Source organism: Micromonospora sp. WMMD723 (assembly GCF_049863385.1).
Taxonomy (GTDB): Bacteria; Actinomycetota; Actinomycetes; order Mycobacteriales; family Micromonosporaceae; genus Micromonospora; species Micromonospora wenchangensis.
The window spans coordinates 3959099-3971024 of the sequence record NZ_JBMKNR010000001.1; the positions used below are offsets into that span (position 1 = coordinate 3959099).

General features: G+C 71.8%; 14 protein-coding genes and 1 tRNA gene. 7 read left to right on the plus strand and 8 right to left on the minus strand.

Annotated elements, in window-relative coordinates:
- Window positions 1-56: 56 nt before the first annotated feature.
- Together ACN261_RS17895 and ACN261_RS17900 are read right to left on the minus strand one after the other, a co-directional pair.
- Window positions 57-2045, minus strand: a complete 1989-nt coding sequence (locus ACN261_RS17895; RefSeq protein ID WP_425851141.1) for a tetratricopeptide repeat protein — start codon at window positions 2043-2045, stop codon at window positions 57-59.
- Window positions 2046-2102: 57 nt separating this feature from the next.
- Entirely contained in the window at window positions 2103-2564 is a 462-nt protein-coding gene (locus ACN261_RS17900) for a MarR family winged helix-turn-helix transcriptional regulator (RefSeq protein ID WP_421487039.1), read from the minus strand.
- 50 nt (window positions 2565-2614) lie between these two features.
- Between ACN261_RS17900 and ACN261_RS17905 the strand changes: the two genes are divergently transcribed.
- A complete protein-coding gene (locus ACN261_RS17905; RefSeq protein ID WP_420118955.1) occupies window positions 2615-3136 on the plus strand; it encodes a VOC family protein in 522 nt (173 codons plus the stop codon).
- A gap of 24 nt (window positions 3137-3160) precedes the next feature.
- Complete coding sequence (locus ACN261_RS17910; RefSeq protein WP_421486512.1) at window positions 3161-4066, plus strand: hypothetical protein; 906 nt, start codon at window positions 3161-3163, stop codon at window positions 4064-4066.
- Here ACN261_RS17910 and ACN261_RS17915 read toward each other — a convergent pair.
- The 4 genes from ACN261_RS17915 to ACN261_RS17930 form a co-directional block, all read right to left on the minus strand.
- A complete protein-coding gene (locus ACN261_RS17915) occupies window positions 4026-4556 on the minus strand; it encodes a potassium channel family protein (RefSeq protein ID WP_425851144.1) in 531 nt (176 codons plus the stop codon). The genes ACN261_RS17910 and ACN261_RS17915 overlap by 41 nt on opposite strands.
- 160 nt (window positions 4557-4716) lie before the next feature.
- On the minus strand, window positions 4717-4896 hold the full coding sequence (locus tag ACN261_RS17920; RefSeq protein ID WP_007075522.1) for a DUF4236 domain-containing protein: 180 nt from the start codon (window positions 4894-4896) through the stop codon (window positions 4717-4719).
- A 163-nt stretch (window positions 4897-5059) separates the two neighbouring features.
- The gene (locus ACN261_RS17925) at window positions 5060-5515 is read right to left on the minus strand and encodes an RrF2 family transcriptional regulator (protein WP_204924179.1); all 456 of its coding nucleotides are present in this window, start codon (window positions 5513-5515) and stop codon (window positions 5060-5062) included.
- Window positions 5516-5522: 7 nt separating this feature from the next.
- Window positions 5523-6437, minus strand: coding sequence for a helix-turn-helix transcriptional regulator (locus ACN261_RS17930; protein WP_425851146.1), 915 nt, complete (start codon window positions 6435-6437; stop codon window positions 5523-5525).
- 155 nt (window positions 6438-6592) lie between these two features.
- On the opposite strand from ACN261_RS17930, the gene ACN261_RS17935 reads away from it, so the two are divergent.
- On the plus strand, window positions 6593-7369 hold the full coding sequence (locus tag ACN261_RS17935; protein ID WP_421486515.1) for a glucose 1-dehydrogenase: 777 nt from the start codon (window positions 6593-6595) through the stop codon (window positions 7367-7369).
- 111 nt (window positions 7370-7480) lie between these two features.
- Here the strand turns inward: ACN261_RS17935 and ACN261_RS17940 are convergent, their stop codons facing one another.
- Window positions 7481-7912 (minus strand): SsgA family sporulation/cell division regulator, encoded by a 432-nt coding sequence (locus tag ACN261_RS17940; protein ID WP_053653619.1) that lies wholly within the window; start codon window positions 7910-7912, stop codon window positions 7481-7483.
- Window positions 7913-8205: 293 nt separating this feature from the next.
- Here ACN261_RS17940 and ACN261_RS17945 point away from each other — a divergent pair, with 293 nt between their 5' ends.
- Both ACN261_RS17945 and ACN261_RS17950 read left to right on the plus strand, forming a co-directional pair.
- A complete protein-coding gene (locus ACN261_RS17945) occupies window positions 8206-8838 on the plus strand; it encodes a TIGR02611 family protein (RefSeq protein WP_425851149.1) in 633 nt (210 codons plus the stop codon).
- A gap of 56 nt (window positions 8839-8894) precedes the next feature.
- Window positions 8895-8966: transfer RNA gene (locus ACN261_RS17950), tRNA-Val, on the plus strand.
- A 114-nt stretch (window positions 8967-9080) separates the two neighbouring features.
- On the opposite strand, the gene ACN261_RS17955 is transcribed toward ACN261_RS17950, so the two are convergent.
- Complete coding sequence (locus tag ACN261_RS17955) at window positions 9081-9311, minus strand: tyrosine-type recombinase/integrase (protein ID WP_425853619.1); 231 nt, start codon at window positions 9309-9311, stop codon at window positions 9081-9083.
- 238 nt (window positions 9312-9549) lie between these two features.
- On the opposite strand from ACN261_RS17955, the gene ACN261_RS17960 reads away from it, so the two are divergent.
- Both ACN261_RS17960 and ACN261_RS17965 read left to right on the plus strand, forming a co-directional pair.
- Window positions 9550-10782 carry a GNAT family N-acetyltransferase gene (locus ACN261_RS17960; RefSeq protein WP_425851151.1) on the plus strand — a complete coding sequence of 411 codons (1233 nt, stop codon included), beginning with the start codon at window positions 9550-9552 and terminating at the stop codon, window positions 10780-10782.
- 299 nt (window positions 10783-11081) lie between these two features.
- Window positions 11082-11870, plus strand: coding sequence for an SCO2525 family SAM-dependent methyltransferase (locus tag ACN261_RS17965; RefSeq protein ID WP_425851153.1), 789 nt, complete (start codon window positions 11082-11084; stop codon window positions 11868-11870).
- Window positions 11871-11926 lie beyond the last annotated feature (56 nt).

Here is an 11926-nt window from a genome sequence, read left to right on the forward strand (position 1 = left end):
ATGGGTGGGCGTCGCGGCGCGGGGCGGGGGCGACGGGGCCGGTGGGCAGGGGTGGATCAGCGGCGGGTGGTGCAGACGCGTTTGGCTCGGGCCACCACGTCGGTGGACCAGACGACGGCGACGGTGAAGCAGTAGTTGGTGGTGCGGTCCAGGCCGTGCACGACGAAGCTGTCGGTGCCGGGTGGGAGGGTCTGGAAGGGGCGCGGGTCCTGCCCGGCCTGGGCGGCGGAAAGCACCACCGGACCCTCGCTGCCGGCCGGGTACGTCCAGGTCAGGGTGATGCCGTCGGGTCGGTCCCGCAGCGTCACCCGCCCCGGTGGGGTGCCCGGCGAGGCGGGCGGGCCGGCGTTCGGCGTGGCGGCGGTCGGGGCGGCCTCGCTCGGAGCGGCGGGCGGCGGCGCGTCGGAGCCGCCCACCTGGGACACCCCGGCGATCACCGCGACCGCACCCAGCAGCACCACGGCCACCCCGGCGGCCACCAGCGGTACGGCACCCGGGCGGCGGCGGGGCGGGGCGTGCCGGCGCGGCACCAGTACGGGCAGCAACCGTGACGGGTCCACCGGTGGCTCGGTGGGCGTGACCCGGCGTACCCCGGCCGCCTCCTCGTCCCGGCGGCTCTGCGACAGCGGCGGGGCGTAGGGGGTGTCCCGCCATTCGCCGGTCGTGGAACCGGTCGTCCCGGCCGCGGCCGGCTCGGGCGGCCAGCGTCCGTCGTCGTCGATCCGGCCCGACCCTGGCGCATACCCCGGCCCACCGGGATGACCGGGTCCACCGGGATGACCGGGCCTGCCGAAATCACCCGGCTCGGTCGGATGACCCGCGCCCGCCGGATAGCCCGACTCGACCGTGCGGCCCGACGCCGGGTGAGCTGAGGTCGGATGACCGGAGGTCGGGTAGCCGCTGCCGCCCGGATAGCCGGTATCGCCCGGGTAGCCGACATCGTCCGGACCGCCGCCGGCCCGGTAGCCGTCCCCGCCGGGCTGGCCGTCCCAGGGGCCGTAGCCGGTGCCGGCCGGATAGCCGCTGTCGGTGGGATAGCCGGTGCCGGCGGAATACCCGCCACCTGCCGCGGTGCCGGCCGCGCCGAAGCGGCCGGGTGTGCCGAACCGGTCAGGGGGATCGAACCGGTCGGGGGCGCCGTAGGGGTCGGCGGGACCGGGACGGCCGGCGTCCGGCGGGTAGCCGGTGTCGTCGGCGGGCATCCGCTGGCCGGGCACCGTCGGCGGGTACTGATCGTCGGGTGGCACCGGGCCGGCCGACCAGCCGGGCAGGTCGGGCGGCCCCTCGGCGGGCGGCGGGGTGCGGGCGGCCGGCACCACCGGCGTACCGCGCTCGGGGCTGGGCTCGTCGTCGCAGACGTGGTCGGGGTCGGCGGCGGCGCGGGCCAGGGCGGCCACCTGCCGGGCGAGCGGGTCGTCGGGAGCCAGGTGCTCACGGGCCAGCTCGCGGGCGAGGGCGAGGTTGTCGTGCGCCTCGTCGAACCGGCCGCAGTCGCGTTGCATGGCACCGAGTCGGGCGAGCATCTTGATGCCACTGGCGTGGCCGTCGCCGTACACCTCGCGGTGCAGCTCCCAGGCGTCCTGGAGGCGTTCACGGGCCTCGGAGCACTGGCCCCGGGCATACTCCACGGTGGCCAGGTCGGCGTGCGCGGCGAGCACCCGCAGCGACTCGGGACCGTCGTGGGCGGTCAGCTCCAGGATCACCTCGGAGTAGAGCCGGGCGGCGCGGGCGTCGCTGCCGACCCGGTGCAGCACCGCCGCCAGGGTGGCCGCCGCCGAGATGGTCCGCTGGTCGGAGATGCCGTACAAGCGGCTCGACGCCGCGTACGCGAAGGCGGCCCAGCCGCGTGCGGAGTGGGGTTCGCCGAGGGTGACCAGCAGTCGGGCCTGGAGCCCGGCGGCCTCGGCCAGCTCGGGGGAGGCATGATCGGGGCGGGGGTCCGCGTCGGTCAGCGCATCGGCCAGCAGTCGCTGGGCACCGGCCAGGTCGCCGGCGGACACCAGGTGCTGCGCCTGGAGGGTCAGTTCACCGAAGCCGGAAGACACGCCCCATCGTGCTTGGCCGGCAACGGTTAGTACAACCCTTGCCGGTCGGCAACTTGGTCAAGAACCGGTCAGGTGGGCGACCAGCGTCTCGCTGATCCGGCGCAACTGGTCGACCTGGGCGGGGCTGAGCGCGTCGAACAGGTGCCGGCGTACCCCCTCGACGTGGCCGGGCGCAGCGGCGGCGAGCGCCGCGAAACCGGCGTCGGTGAGCACGGCGACCTGCCCGCGCCGGTCGGTGGGGCAGTCCTCGCGGCATACCCAACCGGTGGTCTCCAGCCGGGCGACGGCGTGCGAGAGCCGGCTGCGCGAGGAGCCGGTGAGGTCGGCCAGCTCGCTCATCCGCAGCCGCCGGTCGGGCACCTCGGAGAGCCGGACCAGGATCTCGTAGTAGGCGTGCGGCATCCCGGCGTCGTGTTGCAGCTCGCGGTCGAGGGTGTCGGTCAGCGCCCGGGTGGCGGTCAGGAAGGCGCGCCAGGTCTGCTGCTCGTCGGGGTCCAGCCAGCGGGTCATGACGACCATCATAACCGAAATAGTTGAACGCTCAACAAAACCGCGCTAGCGTGGTGGACATGGGAATCCACCGCCTCAACCACGCCGTGCTATACGTCTCCGACCTGCGTCGCAGCATCGACTTCTACCGCGACGTGCTGGGCTTCCGCCCGGTGCCGATGACCCCGGACGGGTTCCGGGGCGCGGCCTTCCTCCAGGCCCCCGACTCGACCAACGACCACGACCTCGGTCTGTTCGAGATCGGCACGAACGCCGGCCGCTCGCAGGCCGGCCGGGCCACCGTCGGCCTCTACCACCTGGCCTGGGAGTTGGACACCCTCGACGAGCTGGCCGCCACCGCCCAGCGGCTGGCCGCCGCCGACGCCCTGGTCGGCACCTCCGACCACGGCACCACCAAGAGCCTCTACGGCCGTGACCCCGACGGGCTGGAGTTCGAGATCGTCTGGATCGTCCCGGCCGACCAGCTCGACGAGGACACCCTCGCCGCCCGCAAGCGGATCGGCCGGCTCGACCTCGACCGCGAACGGGCCCGCTACGGCGGACAGACCCGGGGCGGGGTGGGGATCTCCGTCCCGGCCTGAACGGCCGTACGGTAGAACGACAGCATGTCGATCGACGCCGTCCTGGGCGGACTGCTCGTCCGTCAGCTCGAGCACTGGCTGCCGGGGGCCCTGCACCGCTCCCGGCGGGCCACCCTCGCCCTGGCGTACACCGGTGACCCCGGCACCGCCGAGGCGGCCCTGCGGGTGGTGGCCGGCTTCGCCGACCGGCTCCGGGGCCGCCGGCTCACCGTGCTGGTGCTCGCCGACGGCGGCCCCGAGCTGCCCGCCCGGCTCGGCGTCGTCGAGGCCGGCCTGCCCGGCGACGTGGCCGTGCACGTGGTGCCCGGCGATCCGGCCCGGCTGCCGGTGGTGCTCAAGGCGGCCGGAGCGGCCGGCGCACCACTGCTCACCGTGGTCGACGGTGCGGCACCGACGCCGGCGCTGCTGGCCGCCACGACCACCGGCCGCCCGGCCGAGGTGCTGCTCACCGGCACCGGCCCCAGCCTGCGGCCGGCCCTGACCGCCGCCGGGTTTCCCCTGGTCGCCGAGGTCGAGCTGGTCCCCGCCGACGGGACGCCGGCCCCCCTGGTCGCCTTCGGCACCGGCCTGGACAAGAGCCTGGAGGCGTTCAAGGACGCGCTCTGGGCCACCGACGCCGCCGGAGCCGACGGCGTCGCCGTCCATTACCGGGACCCGGCCGGTGGCCTGCTCGACGTGGTGGCGGAACCGCCCACCGGCCCGCTGCGCGACGAACTGCTCGCCGAGCTGACCCGCCACGGCCCGCGTACGGTGACCGAGCTGCGCCGGCACGCGCTGACCGCGACCGCCTACCGGGCCGGGGACGCCGGGCGGGCGCTGACCGGGCTGCTGGACGCAGGCCTGGTCACCCGGGACCCGGAGCACGGGCGGCTCGGCGGGGACGTGCTGATCAGCGCAGACCCCGCCCCGGCCGCCCGGTCAACTGCCTGACCACGATGGACGCCCCGGTGGCGATCACCCCGATGCTGAACACCATCTGCACGCAGACGATCGCCTTGGCGAGCTGCCCCTGGGCGTGCACGTCGCCGTAGCCGACCGTGGTGAGGGTGGTCAGGGCGAAATAGAGCGCGTCCAAGCGGGTGTGCAGCCCCGAGAACTGCCCCGGCCCGCTGCCGGCCACCACGTAGTCGGCGACCGCGAACGCGAGCAGCCCCGCGACCAGCGCCACCACCAGCCGGCTCAACGAGCGGACCTCGTCCCTGCCGACCGGGGCGCGGGCCCCCAACTGGCGGCCCACCTGACGGGTGACCAGGACGGTGACCACGCCGATCAACAGCAGGGTGCCGACCGCGCGCAGGGTCAGCCGCAGCCCGTTCGGATCGGGCTCCAACGGAATCAGGAAGTAGCTGACCACCAGCAGGACGCAGGCGGCCAGGGTGTGCCGTCGCATCCGCGCCCAGGTTCCGTCGTCGCTCGCCATGCGGCGATTCTGCGCCGTCGGGACCGCCCCGATCCGGGGAACGCCGAACCCGGCAGGCGGCGGTACGGGGCGTGGACGCCGAACCCGGCCGGCGGTGGGCCGGCGTGGACGCCGAACGGGGTGCCGGTGGACCACCGGCACCCCGTTCGACGCAAGGGCGTCACGCCCGGGACTTGTCCTGCTTCCAGGACAGCGGGCCCGGCAGGTCGACACGGTGCGCCTTGGCGCGGGAGTTCCACGACCAACGACCGATCTTGATGCTCCACGACGAGAAGCCGTTCTCGGTGAAGTTCAGGATGATCGGCCCGTACTTCTTGCGCTTACGGAACATCAGACCCATCGTGGCGCTCCCTTCGCGTTCCCTGTCGTCGTTGCCGTCTCGGCCCGATAGATGCCCGCATCCACGAAAACCGAAACCTGGTCCCGGTCCAGGGCTGGACGGTGTGGACCACGGCGGGAGGGTGCGACGGGCGGGGCCGGCGTACCGACGGGTGGCGCGACCGTCAGCGCGGCTCCCACGCGTCGGGCAGGGTGGTCAGCTTGCGGACGTGCGTCGGGAGCCGTCCGCTGACCACCTCGGCCAGAGTCACCTCGTCGAGCACCTGCCGGACGGCGGCGCGCACCGCCACCCAGAGCCGGGGGAGGTTCTCCGCCGAGCCCTCGTACCGGGTCTCCTCGGGACGCAGCCCGCGTACCCCGGCCAACGGGCCCTCGACGGCGCGCAGGATCGCCCCGACGGTGACCTCGCGCGGTGGTCGGGCCAGGGTGTAGCCGCCCTCGGCGCCGCGCTGCGCGCGGACCACGCCGGCCCGACGCAGGTCGGCCAGGACCGCTTCGAGAAACTTGCGCGGCATGTCCTGCTCGCTGGCGATCGCCTGGGTGGAGAGCAGGGAGGGGTAGGCGGTGGCCAGGCTCAGGGCCGCTCGAACCGCATAGTCGCCGCGCGCGGAGATCTGCACCATGCCATCATGCCCGTCCGTCGGGGTCAGCGGGGTCAGCGGGTCGCCGTGGTCGGACTATCCGCGCCGACGGGCGGTCCCGGGCGGCCCGGAACGCGCCCGGACTCACCCCAACCTCGCGGGTGAAGAACCGGCCGAAGTTCGTCGGCTCGGGGAAGCCGAGCTGCCGACCGATCTGGGCCACCGGTTCGTCGGTGGCGGCGAGCAGCCGACGGGCCTGCAGCGCGACCCGCTCGTCGACCACCTGCTTGGCGCTGCGCCCGGTCACCGCCAGGCAGGCCCGGGTCAGGGTACGCACCGAGCAACCCAGCCGGGCCGCATAGTCCTCCACCCGCCGGGTGTACGGGTACCCCGCCTCCACCTCCCGGCAGAACCGGCGGAACGTGGCCCGCTCGGTCCGCTGCGGGTCGGTGTCGTCGGGCGTCGCGCCGGAGTCGCGGACGCCGGGCAGCAGGGCGAGCCGGATCAGCAGCACCGCGAGCTGGTGCCGCAGCAGGGGGTGCGCGGCCGGGTCGGCGCGGTGCCGGCGGTGGTCCACCACGAGTTGGGAGACCTCGTTGATGACGGCGTCCTCGTCCGGACCGGTGAGCTGGTGGTGCTGCGGCACGGCGGCGGGGTCGACGTCCAGGCCGCGCAGCGCGTCGGCGTGCCAGCGGAGCACGACCGCGTCGAGCCGCGCGGGGCAGCGCAGCACCTGGCCGGGAACGGCCCGCAGCAGGGTGCCGGGGTGGCAGGGCAGCGCCCGGAAGTCCAGCTCGACGAGGCCGTGCCCGCCGGTGACCAGGGCGAGCAGATCGTGGTCGAGCAGGACCGGTCGGGGCGCGCCCGTGCCGGGGACGAGGTCGCCCAGCTCCAGGACGTCGATCTCGGGGCGGGGCAGGTCGGGACGGGTTGCCGGGGAGAGCTGACCGGAAGGGACCATCGTCGTCGACCGTAACCGGGGACGGCCCAGGTCGCATCCCGGCGACGGGACTCTGTCGCGCTTGCGGTGGAGGGGCGTCCCGCCGGGGTTGTCCGGCTGCCGGGGCCGGGCTACGTTACCGATCGGTAAGGACCGCGACGCGCGATGGGGTGCTCATGACGGATCTGTTCTCGGTCGACGGCAAGACGGTTCTGGTCACCGGCGGCTCCCGGGGGATCGGGCTGATGATCGCCCGGGGCTTCGTCCGGGCCGGGGCCACGGTCGTCATCTCGTCGCGCAAGGCCGACGTGTGCGAGGCGGTGGCCACGGAGTTGTCGGCCGAGGGGCGGTGCGAGGCGATCCCCGCCGACCTGGGCGACGACGCGGGCGCCGAGGCTCTCGCCGCCGCCGTCCGCGAGCGGTACGACCGGCTCGACGTACTGGTCAACAACGCGGGGGCGACCTGGGGCGCGCCGCTGGAGTCGTACCCGGGAAGCGCGTTCGACAAGCTCTGGGCGGTCAACGTGAAGGCGGTCTTCCGGCTCACCACCGCCCTGCTGCCGGCGCTGCGGGCGGCGGCCGGCGACGACGACCCGGCCCGCGTGATCAACATCGGCTCGATCGACGGGCTCCGGGTGCCGGCGATGGAGGTGTACGCGTACTCGGCCACCAAGGCCGCCGTGCACATGCTCACCCGTAGCCTCGCCCACCAGCTCGCCGCCGAGCGGATCACGGTCAACGCGATCGCCCCCGGCCCGTTCGAGAGCAAGATGATGGCCTTCGCCCTGGACGACCCCGCGACCCGGGCGGCGATCACGCAGCAGGTGCCGCTCGGTCGGATCGGTCGCCCCGACGACATGGCCGGCGCGGCGATCTTCCTGGCGTCGCGGGCCGGGGCGTACCTGACCGGCGCGGTCATCCCGGTGGACGGGGGCATTACCACGCACGGCTGACCGCGGACCCGACGGGCGGTGACGTGACCGGGCGGCGTGGCGCGTACACCGGAGCTGGACGGCCGGAGCCGCGCGGACTCGGCAGATCCGCGCGGCTCCGGGGCAGACTGGTCAGCGACCGGCGAGCAGCCGGGTCACCGCCGTGTCGACGTCCAGGTGCTCGGCCTCCCGGCCGCGCGGGACGACGACGTAGGTCCGGCGCAGGAAACGCACCAGCACGCTGCGCGGGACCTCGAACAGGGCGTTGCCGTCCGGCGACGACAGGGCCAGCGCGACGAAGTCGCCGCGCGGGGTGGCCCAGGGCCAGACCCGCACGTCGCCGATGCCGGCCGGCTCGTCGAGGCCGGTGACCAGCAGTTCGCGGGCGAAAGACCAGCTCACCGCCTCGCCACCGGCCGACTCGGCGTGGAACAGGACATGGACCGCATACGGGTCAGCAGGGTCGTAACGCAGGCTGGCACGCACCGGCAAGGCGGTGGCGTCAGGCGCGACGAGCCTTAGCGACGTCTCGACCTCTACGGTCGTCGGTCGGATGACACTCATGGACGTTCTCCCCCCGGCACCGCTGCGGAACGCGCGTGTCCCGCTTTTCCCATACTCAGGTGCTACTGCTGGCTACGCTCCGCCATACGCTGACTTCACCCAGTGGTGGGAAGGGGGTCCGAATCGCCGCGAGAATGTGAGAATTCTTGTAGGATTTCCGGTTCTGCCCAGTCGGGAGCCCGTCCGAAGTCGGGTGGTTCAGTCGTCGACTTACTCCGGTAACGTCCAGTGGTCTGCGCAAGTGACGGGCCGGGACGACACTGGGGGGTGAAATGGCCGCGAAGCGTTCCTCAATGGATGCGGTGAGTAGGGCCGAGTCACCGAAAGTAGGGGCCCGGGCAGCCAAAAGGCGGGGTGACAGGGTGCCGATCAAGCCACCGGACCGAGACGGTCGGGCGACCTCCGACGCCGGACGTGCCGGTCGCGTCGCTGGCACCCCCCGCAACTCCCGCGGCCGGGCCCGACCGGTCAACGGGCGCGCCCGCGGTGGCGGCGGTCGATCCGGTCGGACCGCCCTCGCCGCCCGCCCCACCGGCTGGCGGTGGCGGCTGCGCACCACCCTCGACCTGATCCGGGCCAACCCCACCGGCCGCGTCGCCCTCAAGATATTCATCGCCGTCGCCGGGGCGATCGTGGTGACCGTCGGCATCGCCCTCATCCCGCTACCCGGTCCCGGTTGGCTGATCGTCATCGCCGGCCTCGCCATCTGGGCCGTCGAGTTCCACTGGGCCCGCCGGCTGCTCGGCTTCACCCGCCGCCACGTCCACGCCTGGACCCGGTGGGCCGCCACCCGCTCCCTGCCCGTGCGGTTCCTGCTCGGCTCCGTCGGCCTCGTCTTCGTCGCCGTGGTGCTCTGGCTCTCGCTCAAGTACAGCCTCGGCATCGACCTGGTCGCCCAACTGCTGCACCACCTCGCCACGACCTGACCGGCACCCCGGGTTTTTGGCTCCGGCGCACGATCGGGTAGAGTCAACGGCGCTGAGGGCGATTAGCTCAGTGGGAGAGCGCTTCGTTCACACCGAAGAGGTCGCTGGTTCGATACCAGCATCGCCCACCCTCGATATACAAAGCTCAAGGCCCCTCGATTGAGGGGCCTTGAGTCGTTTCTGTCGATGAATGCTGGCCGGGAGGCAGCGAGAAGGTAGCGAACGATGCCAGCACCCGGAGGTCACGTTCGCCGGGGGAGTGCGTGTACCGGTTCGGGCGCGGTGGATGTCTGCTCGTGTCCCGTCACCTTGGCGACGTCGATCGGGACGCCGTCGGAGACGAGCCACGTCGCGTACGAGTGGCGCAGGTCGTGGAACCGCAGCCCGATCGGAAGGCCGGCCCGCTGTAGCGATGGCCTCCACTCCCGGGCACGGAGGGTGGCATGGCGCTTGGAGATCGACGCTGCGGCGATGTTCGGTCAGCCCCTGAACGACGAAAGGTGGCAGCGGAGCGGTCCGGCGGTGATCTCGTCACTTCGGATCACGGCTTGAGGATGACTTATCCGGGAGTTCTTTCAGCCACCCGAACGACGGCAGTGTCGGGTTGGCGACTAGGGCCACGATGGTGTGACGACGTGGCGGGTTGTATCGGCGGTCCACGATGGGTAGATGACGAGGGACAGTGGCGCGAGGCGACCCCGAAGCACCGCTATGAGCATTGACGACGCCACGGAGGCTGAGATCCCAGTGCTCGTCGCACTGGACGGTGTCTGCTTTCCGGCCGACGAAGAGACCCAGAAACCCGCGGCTCCGGGCGAGATCGAGGAAGCTGTGCGCCAGGGGCGCGTCCGAGTCGTACGCCTCGATGGCCAGATCGTCGGTTTCCTCCGGCGGGAGACACCATCCGAGCACCACCTCTACATCGGCGCGTTGGGTGTGCGCCCCGATTGCCGGCGCCAGAAAATCGGGACCGCGCTCCTTGAGGATCTGCTCAATGCCGGATGGGCACCGGAGCGTCGCGACCTGCCGTCGGTGTCCACGGTCACGAGCCCGCAGAACCTGGCGATGCTCGGGCTCCTGCTATCCCGGGGCTTTGTGGTGCGCACGCTCATGCCGGACTACTTCGGCCTAGGGCAAGACAGGTTCTACTGCCAGTACAAATCCCGGGTGGAGTACGTCGACCCCGATGACCGGTTCATCGTCCCGGTGAAGGGGGCTCTCCAGTGGTCCGCGTTGCTCGCGTCGGAGTCGTACCAGATCACTGCCCTGCTGTCGCTGCCCAGTGGGCCCGCGTTCGAGATCTCACGCTTCGAGAAGGATGATCTCGGCGCGCTGCAGTCGGACGAGACCAACGCCAGCGTCGCCTTCGCCAGCGGCACCCTTGCCTCGATCACCTTCCTGTTGGGTCTCTCCTTTGCCTACGCCAGCTTCCCGGACGCGGTACGCGTTCTGTTGATGGGGGCGGCTCTGGCTACCACCTCGTCTCTGATCATCTATGCGAACACCTCGGGTGAACTGGCCCGGCTGCGCACCAACAGCTTCGGGCGGTACGCCAAATGGGGCAATGTGCTGTCCGAGTTCGGCGGTGTCTTCCCGTTTCTGGTGTCCCTGCCGGTCACCTTCGCCGAGGTCACCTCGTCGCTGACCGCCGCACTGTTGGCGGCTCTGCTGTTCTCCGTGGCACTCGCCCTGTACGACCGGTCTGCCTTCTCGATCTCTGTCCGGTTCCACAGGAGCACGTGGACCCGGTTGCTGTCCCTGGTCACTGCGGCAGCCCCACTGGCCGGGGCTGCGGCGATCCGCCTCGCACCGTCCTGGCTCACCTGGGCCTGGACCGGCACCGTCGCCCTCAGCCTCATCTCCCGGTCGTACATCTGCCTGGCGAAACGGGGAGAGGAGGCGACACCAAGCGTTGCCGACCGTCTCTGGCAGATCCGGCGGTGAGCCGCAGGCCGATCCAAACTTTCCCGTCACCTGGCCTGTCTGCGCTGGCATTGGGACCGGCGGGCATGGGCTGTCTGTCGCCACGTGGACGTGCACGCGTGCACCTGACGGCCAGAAGGTGCCGATTTCGCCGCTGATCCAGGTCGGCGCGGGGAACAGGGTCGGTCGGAGTGGTCTGCCATGGGTGCCGACGGAGCGCCCTGATGGGCGGGCGGCACGTCCGATGCACAATGGGTGATGCACTGAAGCTTGCAGGCGAGCCACCGAAGGTGACCCCTGACGTCGATGGAGGCTCAGCCATGGCGATGACCCCGGCTGCTGGTGGTAGCAAGCCGTTGACCTCGCCCGCGTCGATTCGGGCACCGGGAACGGTCAATGCGGAAGTCGAATGGGACGGGTTCGACCCGCAGGCATATATCCGACACAACTACGCGGAGTTGCGGGACGACGATCGCGAGATCCTCCGTCGGACCAGGGACTTCTTCGCCGGAGCCGAGCTTTCCGACGCATGCTGTGTGGACGTGGGGTCGGGAGCGAATCTCTATCCGACGCTGTCACTCCTGCCGTTCGCTCACACCATCGACCTGTGTGAGTGGTCGACATCGAACGTGCGCTGGTTGCGTCAGCAGGTCGACTCCTACGATACGACGTGGGACCCGTACTGGCAGGTGTGTGCGGAGCACCCGACGTATGCGGCCCTGACCGATCCGCGGCGGTGTCTGGCGAAGGTCGGCCGGGTGTCGCAGACCAGCGTCTTCGACCTGCCGACACACGCCTGGGATGCCGGCACGATGTTCTTCGTGGCGTGTTCCATCTCGGCCGATCGGGCGGAGGCCGAACGTGCCATCTCCCGGTTCCTCCGGGCGTTACGCCCCGACTCGCCCTTTGCCGTGGCGGTCATGCTCGGCTCCACCGGCTACCACGTCGGTCGGTGTTCGTTCCCGGCCGTTGCACTGGTACGTTCCGAGGTGGTGGCCGATATCGCGACCGGGGCATACGACATCGACGTACACGAAGAACGTCCCCGGCCTCAGATACGTGACGGAGACGTGAGCATGCTGCTGATCACGGGCCGTGCCCGTGGATAGTGTCGGTTAGTCGTGGTCGCAGCGGGACGACGCTCCGGTGCGGACACCTCACTCAT